Genomic DNA, 18,485 nt, shown 5'->3' with positions numbered 1-18,485 from the left:
GCTCTATTACATTTCAGTATTTTGTTGAGAGAGATTCTGAGAAAAGTAAAGAACTAGAGCAGCTTCAACTAAAGAACCGACACTAATTCTTTTGTGCGCTGCAAAAACACGAACTTTGTGGTCAATTTCTTCAGAAATTAATAAAGTTCGCTTAGTTTTTTTTACTTTCTCTGGCAAATTGTTGGTATCCGCTAACACAGTTAGCACTGTTGAGCTTAGTGATTCTGTCATCATATAAAAGAAATAGTGAGTAAGAGATTGGTAGCCGTCCACGCTTAAAATTTCCTGACTGCGTGTTATGGTTGCCCGTGCATTGCAAGCAAAATATGCCAAGCTCGAAGAAGAATGATGGAGCTTTGCTAATGTACGGCTAAGTTGTTACGCTAAAGTAAGGCGGACGTAGTACCTGTTTCAATGTCAGGACAGGCTAAGACCGCAAAGCATTTAAGGGTGTGGTGATTGAGAATCCAGAACAGCTCAAAGCAAACTAAGGTTCCGAACAGCTCAGAATGTGATTAACTCAATGTCTCTATGTCTTAAGCTATTACTAGCTTGAGTTTGCTTACCTTTCCCTGTGCTCTGTGCCTTGTACCTGCGAATAGGATGCTTGGTAACTCTCTTACCATGCGTATTTACCACAATAATACCTTATTTACCAAATGGATACCCCATCTCATATCAAATTTCGTTTTTCGGAGGGCGACTATCCAGATGTGGAAAGTGAGTCTTCCCTCCATGTGCAACATCCTCCCAATCCTTCTCAAAATGATTCGGAAAACTCTGAAAGCGACAGCCAGAGAGAACCTCAGCGATATATGATGGATGATCGCGCCAGGAAAAAATTTGCTGAGCTGATCTATGAAATGCGTGCAAATCGGCCATACCGAGCATTTGGTCGCCTGTTGGGCGTAACTCATCCGACCCTAATATCTTGGGAGAAGCTAGAAGGGGTTCCCGACCTGGAAAATTTGGAACGTGTCGCTAAATTCAGAGGTGAAACTCTTGAAGAATTGAAGCTACTCCTTGCGGGGAAGCGCAAACCCACCCCATTGCAAGAACTCGTACAGCAAGTTCGTACTATTTCAAAAGAGGAGCTTGCTGTTGTACTCCAGGTTATTGCCGAGCGGATTGCCTCCTGAATTCTTCTATTTCCCTTATGACTTTTTAATAAATGTATTTACCACTATTGGTAAATGGTGTATATTGGTAAGTAAGTTACCAGCACTATTTACCAATGAGTAGCAATGGCAAAATTACCGACAACGTTTACCAGCCTTGACTTATCGGGTTTTGACTTAGATAATCACAAGAAGCAAAACCCCGGATACACAGGAATTAACCGAGAAATGGTGGATTTTGCCTGTGCTGCACTTCAAAAAAATCGTGTAGGGATTGCAGTCCGGTCAGTGAATGCAGCCCTCAAAGAAATCTACGGTTTTGGAGGCAGTACGGACGCCGTATGCAAACTGGTCAAGGAATGGCGATCAGATAATCTGTCACTCCTCAAGCAAGGAAAATCTGAAAAAGATTTAGCAAGTGCGTTGCTGGAAGCCGTAGATGACGGATTGCTTGATGAATCGGAAGTGCCTGAAGAAATCCTGGCAGTCATGAAGCAAATGGGATTTGCCATTTACCGTCTCGCTTACCAAAAAGCAGATACCGTTATTTCAGGCGATCGAATGAAATCTCTCGCTCAGGAGAACGAAATTCTTCGGCAACAACTCAAGGATTATCCTCAAAATCAGTACGAGTTGAATTTTTACAAAGCGGAGTACGAACGCCAGCGGAATGAGCTCAGGGAAGCGTACATGAATCTCAACAAGCAACAATTGGCAGATTCTGAAGAATTCCGTCAACAGTTAGATTTGATTCAAGCCGATCGCAGCGAATTACAAGCAAAACTTACAGTTTCCGAACAACGTTTGCTGGAAGTTGCTGAATTTGAAACCGCTTCTCGCGATCGACTCAGTGAGATATCTAAGCTTAATGGTCAAATCGAAGCACGGGAACGTGAAGTTTCTAGCCTTCATGCTCAAATCCAAACTCTCCAAGCACAAGTTGGTGAGAAACAAGTTCTTGAATCTCAACTAGAACAAGTGAGAACTCAGCTAAGAGAAGCTTCAACAACAATCACTAACCTGCAAAGTCAACAGAAAGTTAGTGGCGCTTTACAAGTCGATCGAGTTTTAGATGATTCAGATGATGAGCTAGTCACTGATGCTCAGCTCATGGTGGAAAATGAAACACTCCATGCTGATTTGTCTGAAGCTCTCAGAGAAATTGAAATCTTGAAAGCTGCTCTTGCTAAAACTTCCGTCTCTCAAGCTGAATCTCAAGCTGAATCTCAAGCTGAATCTCAAGCTGAATTACTTCCTGAATTACTCCCAGAACTCCTCCCTGAAAGAATTTCAGAGTTTGTTGACCCTCTTTTAGAACCCGTTAACTCTGACTCTGACTCTGCCTTTGACTCTGACCCTGCTATATCTGAATCTGTTGAACCTCCAGCTAAGCCGTTTGAACCTGCTCCCAGAAACAAAAAGCAAAAAGTTGCTTTGGCTAAATGAGAAACAGTAACAGAAACAGAAACAGAAAGCTCAGTAGCAGTTGCTGTTTCTGTTACCGAGCTTAGAAGGGAGAATGGGTATTTTTAGATGTCTAATAAGTCTTGGGGTGGGTGTTCAAGACTTGTAGCAAAATTTGTGACTCAAAAGCTCGATTGCTGGGTAGAGAGTAATTAGCAATTGATAATTGGATTAAAGACATGATAGATCAAAAAAAAGAAATTCAGCTAATGTTATTGGCGCGATTTCCTTTGCTGTGGGTGGTGAGCCCGGAAGAGGAACCAGCAGAAGAAATCTTGTGTGAAGTAGTCAAAGCGGTTGAGGGGCAAATCTATTTCTGGGATTTCGCCAGGGGCTGGACAGATAATGGCACAGGCAAGGGGAACCCGATGCAAGCACTGGAGCGCATCAGTAAAGCGCCGCCAATGGAGCAAGTCACTGTATTTGTCATGAAGGATTTAGGGAGTTTAATAGCCCCCGGTGCCAATGGTCAGATAGCTATGAACCAACTAGCGATCGTCCGCGAACTGAAAAACCTGGCATTTCAAATTGCCCGTGACCGCCGCTGTTTGGTCATCCTCTCCGACCAACTACGCCTGCCCCAAGAACTGTCTCAAGAAACGACGGTGGTAGATATCTCCTTACCAGGCATCGAGGAGATATCGAACTTGCTCACTCGATTGGTGGCACCCCCGGATCTCAAATTAAGTGCGGAACAACGGCAGCAGTTTGTCAAAGCTTGCCAGGGGCTGACCCGGTGCCGGATATCTCGCGTCCTTGCCAAATGCTTGGTACGTGGTAAACGAGGCAAAGTTGATAGTACCGCCCTAGCTGCGGTCATCGAGGAAAAACGCCAAACAATCCGCGAGACGGGCATCCTAGAATTTATCCCGCTTGAATCAGGTCTGGAAGTAGTCGGCGGACTCGAAATTCTCAAACAATGGGTCAAATCTCGATCGCGTTCCTTCACTGACCAAGCCCGCGAATATGGTTTACCAAACCCCAAAGGTGTGTTACTCGCCGGCATTCAAGGAACAGGCAAAAGTCTCTTAGCAAAAACGATCGCCACGGAATGGAAACTCCCCTTGCTGCGCCTCGATGTCGGTCGCGTGTTCGGCAGCATGGTTGGGGAAAGTGAAAGCCGCATCCGACAGGTGATTAAACTGGTCGAGGCGATTTCACCGTGCGTGTTGCTACTGGATTAAATCTTAGTCCAGCCTAAACCGTGTGAATTGCTGGAACACCGCGAAGTTTTAGGAACCACAACGTAATCAGAAATGGCAAGCGTGACGGTTTGAAAATTCTAAAATATGTGGCAATCAGCAGCCAAGCCCCTAAACCTCAAACATAAACATAGAGACACGGGGAAGGTTCAACGAACAGTCGCAAGACGTAGGACTCAAGGGAGTCTGAAGCGCACGGGGATTATTAACTCCAAACTGTTTTTTTAAGGTCAGGTCAAGGTCAGGTCAAGTCAGGGAACAGGAGTTAATAATTTATGATATGTTCTGCTCTTTGGGGAAACTTAAAGAGCCTACCTGGAACCGAGGTAGGCGTAACACAAAGGGAAATAGACAAAGCGTTCGCCAACATCACTAGCGGCATGGATGGAGATTCCGGCACTTCCCAGCGGGTCTTTGGAACAATACTCACTTGGATGCAAGAAAAGACCGCGCCGGTATTCGTAGTGATGACCGCGAACCGCGCCGAAGTTTTGCCGGCCGAACTGATTCGCAAAGGCCGCATTAATGAAACTTTTTGGGTTGATCTGCCCAACCTCACAGAGCGGGAAGCAATTTTCCGAGTTCATCTCACCCGCGTCCGATCCGATCGAGTCAACTCAGGCGATTTCGATTTGAAGCTGCTGGCAGAGCAATCGAAAAATTTCTCAGGTGCTGAGATTGAGCAAGTGGTCTTCGATGCGATGCAAAGTGCGTTCAGCGCCGGGGCTGAGTTTACCCAGGATGACTTACTTGTTTCGATCGCCGGCTGCGTCCCTCTGGCACAAATTGCTGAATCCCAAATTGATGATTTGAAAACTTGGGCAATTCGATCGGGTGCTAAATCTGCCAGCATTCCTGATGTTCAAATCCAACCAAATTCCTACTCTCGTTTTGCCCCTCTTCAGGTTGACGAAAATTAATCATTATCAGAAAGCGAAGCCAAAGGGTATAACTGCTTCGCTTTTGGATTTAGGAATTGTTCACATAAATTGAGGCAGAATATGGAACCGCATTTTGTTCATCCTTTATCAAGCTTGGAAACGATCGATACTGATGAAGGCAAAAAAGAAGTAATAAATAGTTGGGCGTTTGCCTCAGTGATTTGGTCAACCGCCCTCGCTGGTAACGCAAATGCTTTGATTTTGATTAATGAGGTATTTCCTGATAAAAGCAGAATTCCTTCACTACTTTTGCGTTCTAAGCAGGGAGATGAAGCAGCAATGAGAGATGCGATCGGAATTATTGCTTTTGCCATTGAGGAGAAATTAGAAGAAGCATTTGAACCAAATAAAGAACAGTGAAATACTGATGTAATGCTTCGCTGTAAGGAAGTGATGTCTTGAGTTTGTGAGTAAGAAGTATGTCAAAGGTAATGATGGATGCTGAAACACTGTCGAAGAATTTGCAACACTTTAATGGAAGTGAGCAATATTACAAGCATTTCCTTGGACTTCTGTACACCGATGGAGTCAAATACTTGGCTGAAAATGCTGAAGCTTACTGGTTGATTGATGCGATCGTCTCCTATCAACACAGACTGAGGAAAGTTCGTAGTTTAAGTGAGTTTCAACTTTGGTTCCTTCATGTTGGCGATAAACATGAATTTATCAAGCCTAAATCGCCTAATGATGCTGTTCTGACTTGTTGGGAAGATACGCCCAAACTCGGAGTTACACCTGCCGTTATTCAGCAGATACCTTATACCGATTTTTCCCTGCCGGAAATCAAGCTTTTCTTACGAGATAGAGTTCTTTACTTGCCAAGCGAAAATTAAGCCTTAAAATGCTGTCCAGTCCTCCTACTATGGAGGCTGGACACAATTTCGCACTACATCACTCAACTAATATCAGGAGCAAATCAAATGACCGCTAGCGAACAAAGTTCCGATCGTGCACTCCAAGAAAAGCATAAAGAACTGGCAGAATTGCAGGCAGAAGTTAACAAAATTTTTGCTGAAGCAATTACTAATCAGGTCAAAACTCTTGACTTTGCAACTGAAATTTGGGTTCAGGCAATGTTAGAGAAAAGACCTTATGTGGCAATTGCTTGTCGCATGATTCACCACAGCACAAATTTTCTGGGAGATGAATTGCTGCAATTTCTGCGATATCTAGCTACTGGAACTCTGCAACAAGATGCTTCGATCGTATACTGGGCAGTCGATTTAGTTAATCAAGGTTTAATTATCAACAACACCCTCAAAGAGAATAACGAAAATGGCGAATGTGAAATGCAAAATCTGTAACGGTCAGCTCATATTTCTGGGTCAACTCGGATACTTGAGACATTACACTTGCCGAAACTGTGGCATGAATTTTAACAAAAGTCCCAAAATTGTCAGAGACGAATTCGACCGCATTATTTCTGTCAAATACTAATGAAAAAACTTGTCCTAACTCAAACCAAACAATGCCAAAATTGTCCGTGGAAAAAATCAGTAACAGTGGCTGATATTCCTAACTACTGCGTTAAAACTCATGAAGCATTACGCGAGACGATCGCTGATGAAACAGGTAATGTTTCTCAGCTTCAATGCAAAAATATTACAGTGATGACTTGTCATAAGTCGATTCGATCGCCCTGCATTGGCTGGCTTCATAATCAGCTTGGTAAAGGTAGCAACGTCCCTTTACGAGTACACATGATATTTTACTCCAACGTTAAAGAGATTGAAATTGACGGTGAACAGAAAGACACCTTTGATGAAACTCTTATTTAGGCTCATGTCAATCAAACCTAAGTGAAACAAATAATGCTTCGCTTAGAGGGATTGACCTTGAATATAGGAAACCAAATGTTTCAAGAAACTAATGAACAAACTCCAGAAGCAGAAATCCGAGAATTAAAGGATGGAATCAAGGAAATTGTGAACTGCGCCGGAAAACGAGGCTTGAAGATTAGAGAGTTTGCGATCGAAATTTGGGAGAAGGTGCTCGATCGAGATGTTAATTATTTAGCATTTGCAAGTCTCTTGTTAACAAGTGTCACAGGTCTACAAGGAGAATCCTGCTTTCTATACATTGAGCAAATGATAGAAGCTACTTTGTTGGGTAATTTAGAGACAGAAGAGACAGCTATAACTCTGATGGCTGATGGATTAGTGAAATATCAGGAACCGATTAACAAACTAATCACTTGAGTTAATCTCTCTCACATCAAATAGTTACCATGAAACACATTGTCATCTTAGAAGTCATTGATGAAAAAAATCTGACAGCAGAAGTTATGCAGGAACCGCCGATGGTTTTAACTTGGTGGGGAATGTTCTTCTTGTTTAATCGTAAAACTGTTCAAGATTCGATCGAAGGCGAAGGTAAAATCATCACCTATATCTATGTCGAGATATACGGCTGTGCTTTACGAAGTATCAAATTTTCAGAAGTAAAAAGAATGAGGTAAACATCATGAATGCTGAAAGAGAACAACAAGTAGTAGACGAAGCAGCCAGAATCCAAAAAGAGGTTGATAAAGTCTTTGAAACCGCTCGATTGAATAACTGGAGCTTGGAACAATTTGCAATCAAAGTTCTAGCAGGCGCAACAGAATTTGAACTGGCATATATTGCCATTGGCTCTCAACTTGTTCAAAATGTTACGGGATTAGATGGTCAAACTTCGGTGGAAATTCTCAAGTATTTGATTGCTGAAACGCTAAATAAGAATACTGTGAAAATTAGACAGGCACAGGAACTATTTTATCAGGGATTACTTATCAACAAAGAAAACGCTGAACAACAGAAACAGCAACAAAAAATGGCAACAAACACCTCAAAAGAAAGTAGAAATTAGGATGAAAAGTTACAAAGCTCATGACACAGTAGGACAACAGAAACTATCGATCGCCATCAATCTAATCCCAAATCTACCCCCGGTTCCTTGCAAGGATTATCGGCTGATTGTTGCTGATCCTCCTTGGTTATATGGTTTACGAGAAACAGATCCTAGCCACCGGGGGCGGTGTCCGTATCCTGCGATGACTGACCAGCAGATTTTGGATATGCCGATCGGTGCGATCGGAGGCGATGATTCCTATATCCTTCTCTGGACAACGAACAATCACCAATTCTTAGCCTTTAAATGTCTCCTAGCGTGGGGATATGAACATAAAAGTACGTTCACTTGGGAGAAGGTGACGATCGCTGGAAAACCCCACATGGGAATGGGGCATTATGGTCGCAACTGTACCGAACACTTATTGGTAGGAACAAAGGGTAATGCTCCTAGCATGAGTACACTCGGAATGACCAATGTTCCTAACATCATTCGTGCCCGTCGTCAGGAACATTCAAAGAAACCTGAAGAGTTTTGGGTTCTTGCCAATAGTCTAGGTCAGAGACTAGAAAATTGCGAGAAGTTGGGCAAGTTATCGCAGCCGTCAAGAATTGAACTATTCGCTCGGCAACAGCGCCCTAACTGGGATGCTTGGGGTGCTGAAACTCACTTCTCTAATCTTTTAGTTTGATAACTTCACCCTAGTTTTTCATCGGAATTACTAGGGTCAAGTTATCCATTAATGCTTCGCTTTGAGATATTGATTTGTCCTTTCTTATTTACCGTCATGCTTGATGATTCCATGAAAGTTATAACGATTAACGAAGACGGCTACATTGTTCGAGTCCAGGGCTATAGATTTTTAGCTGCTGAAAACTCTTCAGAAACTGTCTTAAAAACTTACATCGAAGTCCTGAAAATGGTCGATGAGGTTACAAAGTTCACTGGTGATGGAACCCAGTTAGTAGGTTATCTATCCAACACTCATGACTTAGCTAATTCCAATCCTGAACTGTGGGATGTGCCAAAGTTTATCCCGTTTGATGACCAGTTTTATGATGAGAAACGAGCAACTTACTTCGAGGATACAGGCTTTGACTTTGCCCAAAAAGAACTAGAAAAACTCTCAGAAGTTCGTCTCGTGAAAGGCATCAAACGCCACCTAATCAAAGATTACGATCGAAAGATAATCGTATCTTTACGGATGTACGACGCTTGCCGAGAGGGTTGGTTTACAGCATTCAAAACTGAGTTAATAGCATTCAAAGCTCCTGAAACCTACAACTGGAATAACTCTGTGTATCGCTTAACTTTGACTGCGGATGAAGATGAAACAACAACTGCTTACTACACACTTTCAGGAAAGTACAAACGATGAGTTGGTTTAATTTGGTTTTTGGTATTACTTCGATCGCCTCTCACCCAACTTACAACTCCTATAATTCAACTGAATTAGAAACGGAGATTGTTGCAGAAGAAACTAAACAGGAAAGTTACACAGAAAGTTACGGAATTAAAATCCTAAACCCGGTGCCGTTTGCTGATGATTTTGAAGCAAAAGTAATCGAAGCTTTAGGACTTCTCGATCGGTACTGTCCTGACTATTTCGCCTTGCTCAAACAGTACACATATCCGATAACTAGCGCTACTTCATCGGGTGCTGCTCATTGGAAGAATGAAATACAAATTGCTCAGGGAACATTTCGTCATGAAGTCGAATGGTTAGCCAGCATTTTTGTTCATGAAAATCATCACATCATGCGTCGAAGTGTTGGTGATAAATTCGTCAACAATAGCACCGAAGAAGAATTGAACTGCATTGAACAACAAATCCGTTGCTTAAAACAACTCAACGTCCCTCACCAGTGGATTGATAGTTTAGCCAGAGAAACAGGCGAGCATTATTTGCAAGAGATTACCTGGTAGTGTTTCGCAGAAAGGTGTTGATTTGTTCTTTCCTATTTACCATCATGACAACCACAGAATTAGAAGGTGAATTGCCAGAGATTGCTGAAAACGGATTTATTATTGTGAGTGACTTCTTCGCATATCAGCATGAGTCGATCGTCACCGCCATGAAAAATAGTGACATTCCGCATCAGATAGAGTTTTATCCTCATAATGAGAAAATGCTGTGGAGAGAAGGTGCTTTCAGAGTCTATGTTGCTCCTTTACATCTTGAAGCAGCCAGAGATTTGTGTAGAGCTACAGAAACAGCCCCTGTAAACTAGGAATTCACCAGCAAATAGCAAATAATAGCGTAATTACTGGGTCGCCCCCAGTTTTCTCTTATGCCTTACTACATTTTGGTTACGAACGAACAAGAGGTAGATGTCTACACCACTCCCGAAATGCTGACAACAGAAGAAATTCAAGATTTGGTTGGCATTGAAGGAGAGCCAGCCACTTTTGAGGTGCTAGATTCTTCTAATTTCTCTGACCCCAAGATTGTCATAATTTGTGATGATGACGTGGAACCGAAAGCGCTGAAACCGACTTGTGTAACTAAAAAGGGAGGCGTGATTTTCGGTCAGGTAGTTATTCTTGGAACTAACAACTCACTCTTAGATTTGTGTTTGCTAAATCTTGAGCAAGTAAAAATAGTGAAAGAAGAACTCAGATTGCACCAAAAACCACCCAAGCCAGAACACGATTTTAGTGCTTCGCTGTGAGATATTGATTGATTTTCTGTAATTGCCACCGTTAACTGGAGCCAGCATGACACGATTTTACGTTTTAATTAACTCAACAGGAATTGAAGAAGTAGCAGCAACTGAACTGCCACAAATCCCAGAAATTCAAAAGCTTGTAGGGATTTTAGGGGAAGAAGCCTTCTTTGAGGCGGTCTATGGCTGTTATTCTGACCCCTCACTCGCTGTCTTGGTTGACGATGACTTCTTGCGGAAGGCTCATCAGCCAACTATGCTTACTCCGAGGCGCGTCATCCTTCAGGGACAAGTTCTTGTTGTGGCGATCGATCCACAAATTGAAGATTTCTGTCTGTTGACTCAGAAGCAGGTAGAGCTTGTGAAACGAGAAACAAAACTGTATCAAGCAAATTTACGTTAGCCCTAACAAAATCATGCCCCTCATTCTGGGGCGTGATGGCAACTTTCTTAGCACCTATCAAAGGAACAACAACGAAAAAATGGATAACAATCTTTACCAAAGAATAATTCAATATGCCAGGGTAATTGCTGGGGGGGATGAATTACCGTGGTCAGGGCTGTACACTGCGAGAAGTGTCTACAATCTGCTTAAAGACTCTGAACCTCTTTACCCAGAAGACATAGGTACTCAATTAGACTTATCCGCAGAGTACGTTAATCAAATCATTTTGGCTTTGCAGAATGGTGGAATTGAAATTAAATCAGTCCCGACAGAAACCATCAATGGTAGACCCAGAGTAAAATATACGATCGACACGTCTATGCTCTATTACGTTTTAGTTTCAGACCAAGGTTTGGAAGTTCGATTCTCTAAAAACGAAGTTTTACCTGATATTCAAAAACTTCTGGGTTTGGATATACAAGTGGAAGAAAAAGCCTTCTTAGAAATTACAGGACATCAGTTTATTGACAAGAGTTTGGCAATTTTAAGTAATGCTGGTGCGGAGGGTGAAGTAAATTTTGTCACTAATAACGGACAAGAGTTGCGAGGTTTACTTGTTATTCTAGGGATTGACGCTAATGAAAAGTTTTTCTTGATAAGTGCAACCCAAGTTAAATCCGTAATCCCTCAACTTCTTAGAAACTATAGCTGAAGTATCGTAGCTTGCGGGCGTGTATTAGCGCATCGGTAGTCAGTAGCTAGCATCAATTTTAGCGCATTTACGTGGAAGTTGCACCCCACAGCAAGTAAAGTAATAATTTCTTAATCAGAGGTAACAACTATGTCTACACAAGAACCCACAGAATATGATGCGATACTCAGAAAGCTTTTAAATTCGCCCAATATAGAAGTACAGATTGCTGGAATATCTGAAGCTCTCAAATATGGCGATACTGGTTTTGATTTGATAGTTGAGCTGCTTCAGAATGAATCGATCGACCCAACGGTGATATCTGTTGCTAGCATTTGCATCAGCAAGGCTTTGAGGGAAACTGTCATCACCAAAGACTTTGACTGGTATCTTTTAGGTTATCCCCACTCAAATGACCCTAATGATACATTGTGGATTGCTTGCAACAAGCTCCTCGATCGAATTAAAAACACCTACAATGAGGAATGGTTCTTCGGAGGCGATTCCCAAAGTATTTGGTTTTCGCCGGGGAATTGGAATGAAATAGATAAGAACGATACCAAATATCTCCCGTTAGATCCTTTATTTGAAATTTTGTCGGCTGAAAAACTTAGACGACAAATTATCCTAGAGTTTGGACAGGATTACAACTACGCTTCTGATAGTTATGGTGAAGAAGTAAATCGTAGAAATATTCCGCAACCCTTGAAAGACAGCATTCTAAATCAAGGGCTTCACCGGAGTCTACTTCCCATTTTTGAAGAGTTTTTACGTGTTTAATTAGCCACAGTAGCTTGCGAGCCGCTTTGCTTTCATCGCCATCGCCATTCCTAATTCGTTACTGGCACTGTCACTGCCATCCGCATCGGCATTGGCAGTGTCCAGGGACGCGACTAAAGTTTGATCTACCACCGTTTTACCAATCAGGAAGAAGAAAATGCCTAAAACTCATGTAAAGGTAACTCCTGGCGATCGCTCCTGATTCATCAAATCCTGTACTTCGTGAGTTAGTCTTTGGGCTTCTTCAGCGCTCAGGGAATTTTTATCATGAAGATTCAGGTAATCAGCGAAGAATCCTGCAATTACATAAGTTTGCCAGATAAACAGTTCATTTTTGGTTCCGGCAATGGGGCGGTCAAAACTTTCACCTACATGAAAAATCGAATTATCTTCAGGATTTCCATAGAATTTGGGTGATTCCTTTCTAATTGGACTGCTGAAAACTCTGTAACGTTTTTTGACTACCGATGTTAAATGGGTAATTTTCACTCCCCGCGGTGGATTATTTTTATCTCGGTAGTTGCCCTCGTTCATCCAGGCATTGAAAGCATCTATGTTGCCCGATACTTGATATCGATCGCCTTCCTCACTCTGATTCCCGTAGCTAGACAGTAGCATTTCCTTAAATAAGTCAAAAACTTTTTCATCTGATTGGTTCATAGAAAAAGAGCAATCCTTCAATATTTTGTTACAGTCCGTCTGAACTTGGAAAGCATCTGTCACTTTTGTATGAACAGACAACGGTTTGCTGCTTACTAAATCAGGATTCTTTTTTCTGATTCCTAAGTAAACTGTGTGTCGATCACTTATCCCTGCTGGAGCTAGATAGCATCCAATAATTAAACTTTCAGGCTGAGACTTAAATCCAAATCCTAACCCTCTTTCTCGTCTCCGTTTCGCTTCGCCCATATTTCCTCACTTTTAGAATTAATATTATTTTATTTTAACGCTATTCTTTACTTAGCAAGCAAATTATAAGCTTCGCCGTAAAGTATTGTTAGCAGATTTATCGTACTATGCACAACCCAGATTTTTCAATACCTCAAGAAGTCGAAAACCAACTGAGAATATGTCCTGTAATTGAAGAGGCTGTATGGCTTAACGAGGAAGGGCAGCTCTTACCTTGTGAGGTCAAACATGAAGTTGTTGCCCCTAAATTTTTACCGGGCAACGCAGCGAAATTGGTTTGTTTCTCTCAACAAAAGTATGTGACGATCGGTGTTACTCCCATCAAACTCTACACAACCAAAGAAAGTGCCTGGGAAAGTGCTTGTCTTGACGCTGTTTCTGACTTAGGTTTGTCCAATATTCAGATTATTACCCGACCGATGGTTAGTCAGGTCATCGACAAAGCTACTAAATTGATTCAGTCTTTAAATTGGTGGTTGATATAACAGTTTCTTGTGTCTTGTTTCTTGTTTCTTGTTTGTTTCTAGTAACGTTTCTAAAAATGTTTTTGGTAATGCGATGTCCTGAGCGTAGCCGAAGGGTTTCTAGCAATAGCAATAGTCAAAGTAAGATTTTGCTTCGCTTGTGAGGGTGTGAGATGGAGGATTAAACAATGTCAGAATTCGACATAGAACATGGTACTTGGCAAAGCAAAGATGGTAAATCAGTCAAATACACCAAAGAAAGTTGCCTGCTTAATAGCTACGATGATTTTTCTGAATATCATCTGCAAATTACCAAATGGCCCAAAACTACGTCAATTGAGATTGTAGTGATGAGTGGCGATCAAGGATACGACGCTGAGAGCCGATGGTCACATTCCGACGTTTATCGGTATGTCAAACTGCCTCATGCAGATTTTGAGGCAAAAAGAGAGCAACTAATTCAGAAAGTTGTTGAGCTAGCAAATGCACAATTTGGTTATCTAACACTTCCAATTTAAGTCTAAGAGCGTATATCTGGGTCGCTCCCAGAATTCTTACTTATCATGACCAACTACGATCAAAGCAAGATAACGCTGGGTAGAATCATAAAAAATGCTCGGCAAGAATATGGCTTCAGCCAGAAAGATTTGTGTAAATTGCTGGTTATTCCGTCAGAGCTTTTTGAGACAGTCGATCGATGCTTGCTGTCAAAGATAGAAAATAACAGAATCAACATCCGATCAGGTGAGTATGACTGGCTAATACCTGCGCTTTGCAGAATATTTGCTCTCGATATTGTTTGGCTTGAACAAATCCGTCAACAAACTGAAGTTGAGCCTTTGGACTTAGAAAACGCCGTAGCAGTATTTCCCATTTACTTCAATCGCAAAGCCTATGACCTATTATAAAACAGTGTATCTGCATCGGATGGTGGCAGAACAGACCGTCGATCGAAGAATTTGAAGGCAATACTAAAAAGTCACAGTAATGCTTCGCTGTAAGGTGGTGTTGCTTTTCTAAATGCTATGAACTTAAAAGAATTAGTTCGGTTTCTGAAATATGAAGCCGATCTCCCTAACTTTTTCCAGACTTCTGCCAACTATTACTACCACAATCAACAACTACCTTCAGAGATTGAAACTCAGAAAATCAAGGTAGCTTTAGCCGTCAGCGATCAAAAAGAAGATCAGCAGCCAAAGAGTAATGATCCACTCTATCAACAAGCCTATCAAATCGCTCAATCTATTTAATTGGAGCTGATAAGATGGAAGGCATTAATATCTGGTCTGGCTCTGATATTGGAATTGGTGCAGCTTTGACAAATCCCACAGAGCTAGCTTTCCGAAAGAACAAAATCAAAAATCGCTACCCGGTAACATTCAGAGGCGTGAATTTCCGTGATGCTGAATCTGCCTATCAAGAGTACAAAAGTCGTGATATGCAGGAATCGATCGAGATTATGACGGAAATCATTGTGTGCAAATTACAGCAACATCCACGACTGTTTGAAGAAATTACCAAACGAGGCGGTGTTGATTGGCTTAAGCGATGCCGTCACATTGTTGGAGTCAGAAATAGTCGTTGGGAAGGCTACGGATTGGAAAGCAATTTCATTCTGTGCTTAATATTTGCCTATCAATTGTGTAGTGAATAGCGTGATTGCCGGGTCGCTCCCGGTCTTAAATTATGTCTAAGCCTAAGTCTGAAATCAAGTTTGCGATTCTTAAGGCGAGTTATTGGGTTGGCGATGCTACTGAATATGGCTGCGTTTACTGGCTTCTCGAAATGAAAGGGAAATGGACTGAAGATTTTGAAGCAGCCCATTTCTTTGATACTCGATCGGATGCTGAACAACGCTTAACTGAGGAGAAACTTCATCCTGCAAATCAGAATATCTCCATTGTTGAAGTTGAATTGTACCGCGATTAAGAGCAATGAAAAGTACATTTTACTGGTCAAACTGGAAATTTACAGTCGAAAGCTCTTGTTATTATGACGATTCACCAGGGAATGTATTTTACTTAGAAGCAATCGTTATGCCAGAGCTTGAATTAGTAGCTAAGTCTGAACTCAAAGGTTGGAATCGATCGCTAGCCGAACAAGCAGCTAAGTCAATGGTTGTCTGTGAGAACAAAATTGATGAAAATTATTACTTGAAAACTCTTTTTAGCTAATAATGCTTCGCGTTGAGGTTTTGAGTGAGTTTAATCAGTTAAGGAGTAAGAGTCATGACAATCACAGTCGAACAAATCAAGTCAATAATTGCGGGTGCTGAAGAAAATCTGCGACTTTTGCAGAAACAGCCAGAGTATCAGGCGCTCGAACAGAGCGAGAATTTTGTCACACAAAATGAATTAGGTTTGGCGGATGCTATTCAGGCACTGAGTGAAGTTTATCAGGCAATTACTGAATCTGAATGCGATTTAGTCAATCCTCCAGAACCAGCTACAGATTCTCGCGATCCGTTTGATTTACTAGGATACTAATACGCGCTGTCGCCGGGTCGCTCCCGGCATCTTCATGAAAACTAAAACTGTTGAATGGAATCCCCCGACTGCTGAAGAATTGCCATGTAATTGGTCAGTTCAGGAGATCGGACCTGATGGCGGAGCTTATAGAAGTCGTGACGGTTTGGTTGTAATAATTTCTTGTTCGATCAAAAAAGACGGCTATTCATGGGTTCATGTCTCCCTGTCTCGTAAAAAATCAGTTCCAACTTGGATAGATTTGGTCAAACTCAAAGACATTTTTTTGGGTGCAGAGGCTTTAGCACTTCAGATTCTGCCTGCTCGATCGGAATGGGTAAATGTTCACGAATTCTGCCTGCATCTTTATCAATGTCTCGACCAACGACCAATTCCCGACTTTCGTAAACTAGGAACCATCTAAAATGAAACTCGATCGAACTGACATGAGAACCTACCCGGTTCAAGACAAACCGTGCAAAACTTGTCCGTTTAGTGGTGAAAAACCATTACCTCTCTCTCCATCAGATTTGGCAATATACTACGAAAACTTGATGGGAAACGGGCAACACATTTGTCACAGCACGAATAACACCAAAATCTGTCGCGGTGGTAGGAATATACAACTGAAATGGCTGTTTGCAATAGGAATGTTAGATGAGCCGACTGATGAAGCTTTTAACCAAGCAGTAGAGTAGGCATTAAATAATAAGGAGTCAGCAACGTCAACGACCCATGACTAAATCTTAGCAATTAATTCAAGCTTTATGAACTGAAAAATCACCTTGGGTCGATTAATCAAAAATGCCCGATTGTATCAATCTATGAGTCAAATATAACTGGCTCGTAGATTGACCGTTCGCACAGAGAAAAAGGGAAATTTCTGTGAGATTAGTCGAATAGAAAACGATTACGCTGACATTCCGTATGAACAATGGCAAGTGTTAATCTCGGTTCTGACAGCAGTTTTTGAAGCCCATAAAGATTGGTTTGAGGAAGTTCGGAAACAAACCCATACCCCAACTTTGGATACTTCTCAAGCAATTTTCCCCGTTTCTCTAGAAGATCCATGAGCTATCAAACCGTTTATTTGCATCGTGTAATTGCCGAACAGACGATCGACCACAAGCTCCGACCCGGTGAAGTTGTCCATCATCTTGACCATGACAAAACCAATAGCTCACCAGACAATCTGGTGGTTTGTTCGAGTGCATCAGTGCATCGGCAATATCACACCCGGTCACTGCCTCAGAAATTTGAGTAAAACTCAGGCACTCCATTACCAACAAATACCGTATTCGTAGTTGCTTTCATTTTCCTCAATGATGCGATAATAAAATGGCAGAGATAGGGAAACTGCAATGGTGGAACTAACAAAATACAGTTGGTGGGGCGAATCCAACGAGCCGCCACCGCACCTGAAAACTAAAAAGCAACTGGGTGAACTTGGTTTATCGCCTCTGAAACCTTCAGGCGTTATCGAAACGCGAAAATACGACGTGTTCCTCTACGATTCCACTAATCCTGAATCCTGCCGACCCAAAAGAAAGCCATCTCCAAAACAATTGGAAACCCTGGCCGCTAATCGCCTCAAAGCTAAAATCAAGCGGGATTATCAAGAGTGGTATCGAGAAGTAGGTTTCATAGAAAAAGATAGAGTGAGTGCTGTTCTTTGGGCAAGAGAACAATTAAGCCTGAACGATTGGGTGATTCTGGATACTGAAACTACGGGACTCGTGCGTGCAGAGATTGTAGAGATAGCAATTATCGATCATTGCGGTGAAATGTTGCTGAATACGCTCATCAAGCCCTCTATTCCAATACCCGCAGAAGCAGCAGAGCTTCACGGCATTAGCGATGCAATGGTAGCCGATGCTCCGAGTTTCCCTGAAGTCTATCCCCGTATTGATGCAGTCCTTAAAGATAAACGAGTATTAATCTACAATTCTGCTTTTGATATCAAGATTTTAAATTACTGCTGTCGGCTTCACAGTTTGCCCATTTTGAAGTTGACAAAGCGCTCTGATTGTTTGATGGAATGGGCGGCACAGTGGAGGGGATATTGGAGCTACTATTACCAAGATTATCGGTATTTCCCCCTGCCTGGTGGAGAACACCGAGCGTTAGGAGATTGCATAGCAGCCCTCCAATTAATTAAGAAGATGGCAGATTCGGATCAAATCAATTGCCCCGTGCCGATTCCTCAGAAGAAGCGATGAACTCCCAATCAATACCATCATCAGGGAACAGAGATAACTGCCCTGGAGATACGTTAGACTGACCGCGATTGTGGTAGGACAGGTGACACGCGGTACACAGAGCGATTAAGTTTTCAGGGCGGTTGTCCTCCGGTATCCGATTGCGGTGGTGCACCGCCAAAGTTAAAGCACACCGTTCAGATTTGGTTAAGCCGCTTTGTTTACCGGGTCGGGGTTTACCGGGTCGGAGGCATTGTTGATGGCACTTAGCACAACGCCAGCCTGCGTTTTCTTTCACCGAGAGCGCAATCTGTTGCCAATTGTCGGGATACCTCTTTGGTTTAGGCATAGCGGTAAAAGCTCATCTGTTCAA

At 42.1% G+C, this 18,485-nt stretch carries 35 protein-coding genes; 32 read left to right on the top strand and 3 right to left on the bottom strand.

Annotated elements, in window-relative coordinates; all coding sequences use genetic code 11:
- Nucleotides 1–6: 6 nt before the first annotated feature.
- Complete coding sequence (locus QUA83_RS06570; protein ID WP_333292200.1) at nucleotides 7–273, bottom strand: hypothetical protein; 267 nt, start codon at nucleotides 271–273, stop codon at nucleotides 7–9.
- Between the two features lie 386 nt (nucleotides 274–659).
- Here QUA83_RS06570 and QUA83_RS06565 point away from each other — a divergent pair, with 386 nt between their 5' ends.
- The 19 genes from QUA83_RS06565 to QUA83_RS06475 all read left to right on the top strand — a co-directional run bounded on the left by QUA83_RS06565 (nucleotide 660) and on the right by QUA83_RS06475 (nucleotide 12,076).
- Nucleotides 660–1,139 (top strand): hypothetical protein, encoded by a 480-nt coding sequence (locus QUA83_RS06565; RefSeq protein WP_333173980.1) that lies wholly within the window; start codon nucleotides 660–662, stop codon nucleotides 1,137–1,139.
- Nucleotides 1,140–1,244: 105 nt separating this feature from the next.
- Complete coding sequence (locus tag QUA83_RS06560; protein WP_333292199.1) at nucleotides 1,245–2,564, top strand: hypothetical protein; 1,320 nt, start codon at nucleotides 1,245–1,247, stop codon at nucleotides 2,562–2,564.
- Nucleotides 2,565–2,761: 197 nt separating this feature from the next.
- A complete protein-coding gene (locus tag QUA83_RS06555) occupies nucleotides 2,762–3,766 on the top strand; it encodes an AAA family ATPase (RefSeq protein WP_333292198.1) in 1,005 nt (334 codons plus the stop codon).
- 293 nt (nucleotides 3,767–4,059) lie between these two features.
- Nucleotides 4,060–4,704, top strand: coding sequence for an AAA family ATPase (locus QUA83_RS06550; protein WP_333292197.1), 645 nt, complete (start codon nucleotides 4,060–4,062; stop codon nucleotides 4,702–4,704).
- A gap of 81 nt (nucleotides 4,705–4,785) precedes the next feature.
- Nucleotides 4,786–5,085, top strand: a complete 300-nt coding sequence (locus QUA83_RS06545) for a hypothetical protein (protein ID WP_333292196.1) — start codon at nucleotides 4,786–4,788, stop codon at nucleotides 5,083–5,085.
- A 59-nt stretch (nucleotides 5,086–5,144) separates the two neighbouring features.
- On the top strand, nucleotides 5,145–5,558 hold the full coding sequence (locus QUA83_RS06540; RefSeq protein WP_333292195.1) for a DUF6876 family protein: 414 nt from the start codon (nucleotides 5,145–5,147) through the stop codon (nucleotides 5,556–5,558).
- 87 nt (nucleotides 5,559–5,645) lie between these two features.
- Nucleotides 5,646–6,029: a hypothetical protein gene (locus tag QUA83_RS06535; protein ID WP_333292194.1), complete on the top strand. Its 384-nt coding sequence runs from the start codon at nucleotides 5,646–5,648 to the stop codon at nucleotides 6,027–6,029.
- A 132-nt stretch (nucleotides 6,030–6,161) separates the two neighbouring features.
- Nucleotides 6,162–6,503 carry a hypothetical protein gene (locus QUA83_RS06530; protein WP_333292193.1) on the top strand — a complete coding sequence of 114 codons (342 nt, stop codon included), beginning with the start codon at nucleotides 6,162–6,164 and terminating at the stop codon, nucleotides 6,501–6,503.
- Between the two features lie 75 nt (nucleotides 6,504–6,578).
- Nucleotides 6,579–6,923 (top strand): hypothetical protein, encoded by a 345-nt coding sequence (locus QUA83_RS06525; protein WP_333292192.1) that lies wholly within the window; start codon nucleotides 6,579–6,581, stop codon nucleotides 6,921–6,923.
- Nucleotides 6,924–6,952: 29 nt separating this feature from the next.
- Nucleotides 6,953–7,183 (top strand): hypothetical protein, encoded by a 231-nt coding sequence (locus QUA83_RS06520; protein WP_333292191.1) that lies wholly within the window; start codon nucleotides 6,953–6,955, stop codon nucleotides 7,181–7,183.
- 5 nt (nucleotides 7,184–7,188) lie between these two features.
- Entirely contained in the window at nucleotides 7,189–7,572 is a 384-nt protein-coding gene (locus QUA83_RS06515) for a hypothetical protein (protein ID WP_333292190.1), read from the top strand.
- 1 nt (nucleotide 7,573) lies between these two features.
- Complete coding sequence (locus tag QUA83_RS06510) at nucleotides 7,574–8,245, top strand: MT-A70 family methyltransferase (RefSeq protein ID WP_333292189.1); 672 nt, start codon at nucleotides 7,574–7,576, stop codon at nucleotides 8,243–8,245.
- A gap of 111 nt (nucleotides 8,246–8,356) precedes the next feature.
- Complete coding sequence (locus tag QUA83_RS06505; protein ID WP_333292188.1) at nucleotides 8,357–8,932, top strand: hypothetical protein; 576 nt, start codon at nucleotides 8,357–8,359, stop codon at nucleotides 8,930–8,932.
- The gene (locus QUA83_RS06500) at nucleotides 8,929–9,480 is read left to right on the top strand and encodes a hypothetical protein (RefSeq protein ID WP_333292187.1); all 552 of its coding nucleotides are present in this window, start codon (nucleotides 8,929–8,931) and stop codon (nucleotides 9,478–9,480) included. The genes QUA83_RS06505 and QUA83_RS06500 overlap by 4 nt, the downstream gene beginning before the upstream one ends.
- Before the next feature lie 44 nt (nucleotides 9,481–9,524).
- Nucleotides 9,525–9,785 (top strand): hypothetical protein, encoded by a 261-nt coding sequence (locus QUA83_RS06495; protein ID WP_333292186.1) that lies wholly within the window; start codon nucleotides 9,525–9,527, stop codon nucleotides 9,783–9,785.
- Nucleotides 9,786–9,845: 60 nt separating this feature from the next.
- The gene (locus QUA83_RS06490) at nucleotides 9,846–10,226 is read left to right on the top strand and encodes a hypothetical protein (RefSeq protein ID WP_333292185.1); all 381 of its coding nucleotides are present in this window, start codon (nucleotides 9,846–9,848) and stop codon (nucleotides 10,224–10,226) included.
- A 46-nt stretch (nucleotides 10,227–10,272) separates the two neighbouring features.
- A complete protein-coding gene (locus tag QUA83_RS06485; protein ID WP_333292184.1) occupies nucleotides 10,273–10,623 on the top strand; it encodes a hypothetical protein in 351 nt (116 codons plus the stop codon).
- Nucleotides 10,624–10,702: 79 nt separating this feature from the next.
- Entirely contained in the window at nucleotides 10,703–11,317 is a 615-nt protein-coding gene (locus QUA83_RS06480; RefSeq protein WP_333292183.1) for a hypothetical protein, read from the top strand.
- A gap of 129 nt (nucleotides 11,318–11,446) precedes the next feature.
- Entirely contained in the window at nucleotides 11,447–12,076 is a 630-nt protein-coding gene (locus QUA83_RS06475) for a hypothetical protein (protein ID WP_333292181.1), read from the top strand.
- A gap of 168 nt (nucleotides 12,077–12,244) precedes the next feature.
- Here the strand turns inward: QUA83_RS06475 and QUA83_RS06470 are convergent, their stop codons facing one another.
- Nucleotides 12,245–12,736: a hypothetical protein gene (locus tag QUA83_RS06470; protein WP_333292180.1), complete on the bottom strand. Its 492-nt coding sequence runs from the start codon at nucleotides 12,734–12,736 to the stop codon at nucleotides 12,245–12,247.
- A gap of 356 nt (nucleotides 12,737–13,092) precedes the next feature.
- Between QUA83_RS06470 and QUA83_RS06465 the strand changes: the two genes are divergently transcribed.
- The 13 genes from QUA83_RS06465 to QUA83_RS06410 all read left to right on the top strand — a co-directional run bounded on the left by QUA83_RS06465 (nucleotide 13,093) and on the right by QUA83_RS06410 (nucleotide 18,133).
- Complete coding sequence (locus QUA83_RS06465) at nucleotides 13,093–13,470, top strand: hypothetical protein (protein WP_333292179.1); 378 nt, start codon at nucleotides 13,093–13,095, stop codon at nucleotides 13,468–13,470.
- Between the two features lie 167 nt (nucleotides 13,471–13,637).
- Nucleotides 13,638–13,967, top strand: coding sequence for a hypothetical protein (locus tag QUA83_RS06460; RefSeq protein ID WP_333292178.1), 330 nt, complete (start codon nucleotides 13,638–13,640; stop codon nucleotides 13,965–13,967).
- A 45-nt stretch (nucleotides 13,968–14,012) separates the two neighbouring features.
- Nucleotides 14,013–14,357: a helix-turn-helix transcriptional regulator gene (locus QUA83_RS06455; protein WP_333292177.1), complete on the top strand. Its 345-nt coding sequence runs from the start codon at nucleotides 14,013–14,015 to the stop codon at nucleotides 14,355–14,357.
- A 117-nt stretch (nucleotides 14,358–14,474) separates the two neighbouring features.
- On the top strand, nucleotides 14,475–14,699 hold the full coding sequence (locus QUA83_RS06450) for a hypothetical protein (RefSeq protein ID WP_333292176.1): 225 nt from the start codon (nucleotides 14,475–14,477) through the stop codon (nucleotides 14,697–14,699).
- 14 nt (nucleotides 14,700–14,713) lie between these two features.
- Nucleotides 14,714–15,103, top strand: a complete 390-nt coding sequence (locus tag QUA83_RS06445) for a hypothetical protein (protein WP_333292175.1) — start codon at nucleotides 14,714–14,716, stop codon at nucleotides 15,101–15,103.
- Nucleotides 15,104–15,135: 32 nt separating this feature from the next.
- Nucleotides 15,136–15,378, top strand: a complete 243-nt coding sequence (locus QUA83_RS06440; RefSeq protein WP_333292174.1) for a hypothetical protein — start codon at nucleotides 15,136–15,138, stop codon at nucleotides 15,376–15,378.
- 5 nt (nucleotides 15,379–15,383) lie between these two features.
- Nucleotides 15,384–15,623 (top strand): hypothetical protein, encoded by a 240-nt coding sequence (locus tag QUA83_RS06435; protein ID WP_333174271.1) that lies wholly within the window; start codon nucleotides 15,384–15,386, stop codon nucleotides 15,621–15,623.
- Nucleotides 15,624–15,677: 54 nt separating this feature from the next.
- On the top strand, nucleotides 15,678–15,935 hold the full coding sequence (locus tag QUA83_RS06430) for a hypothetical protein (RefSeq protein ID WP_333176170.1): 258 nt from the start codon (nucleotides 15,678–15,680) through the stop codon (nucleotides 15,933–15,935).
- A 34-nt stretch (nucleotides 15,936–15,969) separates the two neighbouring features.
- Entirely contained in the window at nucleotides 15,970–16,338 is a 369-nt protein-coding gene (locus QUA83_RS06425) for a DUF7694 domain-containing protein (RefSeq protein ID WP_333292173.1), read from the top strand.
- A 1-nt stretch (nucleotide 16,339) separates the two neighbouring features.
- A complete protein-coding gene (locus tag QUA83_RS06420) occupies nucleotides 16,340–16,612 on the top strand; it encodes a hypothetical protein (protein ID WP_333292172.1) in 273 nt (90 codons plus the stop codon).
- Nucleotides 16,613–16,765: 153 nt separating this feature from the next.
- Entirely contained in the window at nucleotides 16,766–16,987 is a 222-nt protein-coding gene (locus QUA83_RS06415) for a hypothetical protein (RefSeq protein ID WP_333292171.1), read from the top strand.
- Complete coding sequence (locus tag QUA83_RS30530) at nucleotides 16,984–17,178, top strand: HNH endonuclease (RefSeq protein WP_445299884.1); 195 nt, start codon at nucleotides 16,984–16,986, stop codon at nucleotides 17,176–17,178. The genes QUA83_RS06415 and QUA83_RS30530 overlap by 4 nt, the downstream gene beginning before the upstream one ends.
- A gap of 97 nt (nucleotides 17,179–17,275) precedes the next feature.
- A complete protein-coding gene (locus tag QUA83_RS06410; protein WP_333292170.1) occupies nucleotides 17,276–18,133 on the top strand; it encodes a 3'-5' exonuclease in 858 nt (285 codons plus the stop codon).
- Here QUA83_RS06410 and QUA83_RS06405 read toward each other — a convergent pair.
- The gene (locus tag QUA83_RS06405; protein ID WP_333292169.1) at nucleotides 18,096–18,461 is read right to left on the bottom strand and encodes an HNH endonuclease; all 366 of its coding nucleotides are present in this window, start codon (nucleotides 18,459–18,461) and stop codon (nucleotides 18,096–18,098) included. The genes QUA83_RS06410 and QUA83_RS06405 overlap by 38 nt on opposite strands.
- Nucleotides 18,462–18,485 lie beyond the last annotated feature (24 nt).

The sequence above is a fragment of the Microcoleus sp. K1-B1 genome, from assembly GCF_036704705.1.
GTDB lineage: Bacteria > Cyanobacteriota > Cyanobacteriia > Cyanobacteriales > Microcoleaceae > Microcoleus.
This window is presented reverse-complemented; position numbering and strand designations above follow the sequence as displayed.

Bases quoted from the DNA above. Each gene is read 5' to 3' on its own strand.
- QUA83_RS06485 (WP_333292184.1), top strand. From the start codon at position 10,273: ATGACACGATTTTACGTTTTAATTAACTCAACAGGAATTGAAGAAGTA.
- QUA83_RS06550 (WP_333292197.1), top strand. From the start codon at position 4,060: ATGATATGTTCTGCTCTTTGGGGAAACTTAAAGAGCCTACCTGGAACC.
- QUA83_RS06405 (WP_333292169.1), bottom strand. From the start codon at position 18,461: ATGCCTAAACCAAAGAGGTATCCCGACAATTGGCAACAGATTGCGCTC.
- QUA83_RS06520 (WP_333292191.1), top strand. From the start codon at position 6,953: ATGAAACACATTGTCATCTTAGAAGTCATTGATGAAAAAAATCTGACA.
- QUA83_RS06560 (WP_333292199.1), top strand. From the start codon at position 1,245: ATGGCAAAATTACCGACAACGTTTACCAGCCTTGACTTATCGGGTTTT.
- QUA83_RS06535 (WP_333292194.1), top strand. From the start codon at position 5,646: ATGACCGCTAGCGAACAAAGTTCCGATCGTGCACTCCAAGAAAAGCAT.
- QUA83_RS06460 (WP_333292178.1), top strand. From the start codon at position 13,638: ATGTCAGAATTCGACATAGAACATGGTACTTGGCAAAGCAAAGATGGT.
- QUA83_RS06440 (WP_333292174.1), top strand. From the start codon at position 15,136: ATGTCTAAGCCTAAGTCTGAAATCAAGTTTGCGATTCTTAAGGCGAGT.
- QUA83_RS06480 (WP_333292183.1), top strand. From the start codon at position 10,703: ATGGATAACAATCTTTACCAAAGAATAATTCAATATGCCAGGGTAATT.
- QUA83_RS06530 (WP_333292193.1), top strand. From the start codon at position 6,162: ATGAAAAAACTTGTCCTAACTCAAACCAAACAATGCCAAAATTGTCCG.
- QUA83_RS06465 (WP_333292179.1), top strand. From the start codon at position 13,093: ATGCACAACCCAGATTTTTCAATACCTCAAGAAGTCGAAAACCAACTG.
- QUA83_RS06455 (WP_333292177.1), top strand. From the start codon at position 14,013: ATGACCAACTACGATCAAAGCAAGATAACGCTGGGTAGAATCATAAAA.
- QUA83_RS06545 (WP_333292196.1), top strand. From the start codon at position 4,786: ATGGAACCGCATTTTGTTCATCCTTTATCAAGCTTGGAAACGATCGAT.
- QUA83_RS06495 (WP_333292186.1), top strand. From the start codon at position 9,525: ATGACAACCACAGAATTAGAAGGTGAATTGCCAGAGATTGCTGAAAAC.
- QUA83_RS06420 (WP_333292172.1), top strand. From the start codon at position 16,340: ATGAAACTCGATCGAACTGACATGAGAACCTACCCGGTTCAAGACAAA.
- QUA83_RS06410 (WP_333292170.1), top strand. From the start codon at position 17,276: ATGGTGGAACTAACAAAATACAGTTGGTGGGGCGAATCCAACGAGCCG.
- QUA83_RS06475 (WP_333292181.1), top strand. From the start codon at position 11,447: ATGTCTACACAAGAACCCACAGAATATGATGCGATACTCAGAAAGCTT.
- QUA83_RS06425 (WP_333292173.1), top strand. From the start codon at position 15,970: ATGAAAACTAAAACTGTTGAATGGAATCCCCCGACTGCTGAAGAATTG.
- QUA83_RS06430 (WP_333176170.1), top strand. From the start codon at position 15,678: ATGACAATCACAGTCGAACAAATCAAGTCAATAATTGCGGGTGCTGAA.
- QUA83_RS06450 (WP_333292176.1), top strand. From the start codon at position 14,475: ATGAACTTAAAAGAATTAGTTCGGTTTCTGAAATATGAAGCCGATCTC.
- QUA83_RS06565 (WP_333173980.1), top strand. From the start codon at position 660: ATGGATACCCCATCTCATATCAAATTTCGTTTTTCGGAGGGCGACTAT.
- QUA83_RS06500 (WP_333292187.1), top strand. From the start codon at position 8,929: ATGAGTTGGTTTAATTTGGTTTTTGGTATTACTTCGATCGCCTCTCAC.
- QUA83_RS06445 (WP_333292175.1), top strand. From the start codon at position 14,714: ATGGAAGGCATTAATATCTGGTCTGGCTCTGATATTGGAATTGGTGCA.
- QUA83_RS06525 (WP_333292192.1), top strand. From the start codon at position 6,579: ATGTTTCAAGAAACTAATGAACAAACTCCAGAAGCAGAAATCCGAGAA.
- QUA83_RS06510 (WP_333292189.1), top strand. From the start codon at position 7,574: ATGAAAAGTTACAAAGCTCATGACACAGTAGGACAACAGAAACTATCG.
- QUA83_RS06470 (WP_333292180.1), bottom strand. From the start codon at position 12,736: ATGAACCAATCAGATGAAAAAGTTTTTGACTTATTTAAGGAAATGCTA.
- QUA83_RS30530 (WP_445299884.1), top strand. From the start codon at position 16,984: ATGAGCTATCAAACCGTTTATTTGCATCGTGTAATTGCCGAACAGACG.
- QUA83_RS06435 (WP_333174271.1), top strand. From the start codon at position 15,384: ATGAAAAGTACATTTTACTGGTCAAACTGGAAATTTACAGTCGAAAGC.
- QUA83_RS06505 (WP_333292188.1), top strand. From the start codon at position 8,357: ATGAAAGTTATAACGATTAACGAAGACGGCTACATTGTTCGAGTCCAG.
- QUA83_RS06490 (WP_333292185.1), top strand. From the start codon at position 9,846: ATGCCTTACTACATTTTGGTTACGAACGAACAAGAGGTAGATGTCTAC.
- QUA83_RS06555 (WP_333292198.1), top strand. From the start codon at position 2,762: ATGATAGATCAAAAAAAAGAAATTCAGCTAATGTTATTGGCGCGATTT.
- QUA83_RS06515 (WP_333292190.1), top strand. From the start codon at position 7,189: ATGAATGCTGAAAGAGAACAACAAGTAGTAGACGAAGCAGCCAGAATC.
- QUA83_RS06540 (WP_333292195.1), top strand. From the start codon at position 5,145: ATGTCAAAGGTAATGATGGATGCTGAAACACTGTCGAAGAATTTGCAA.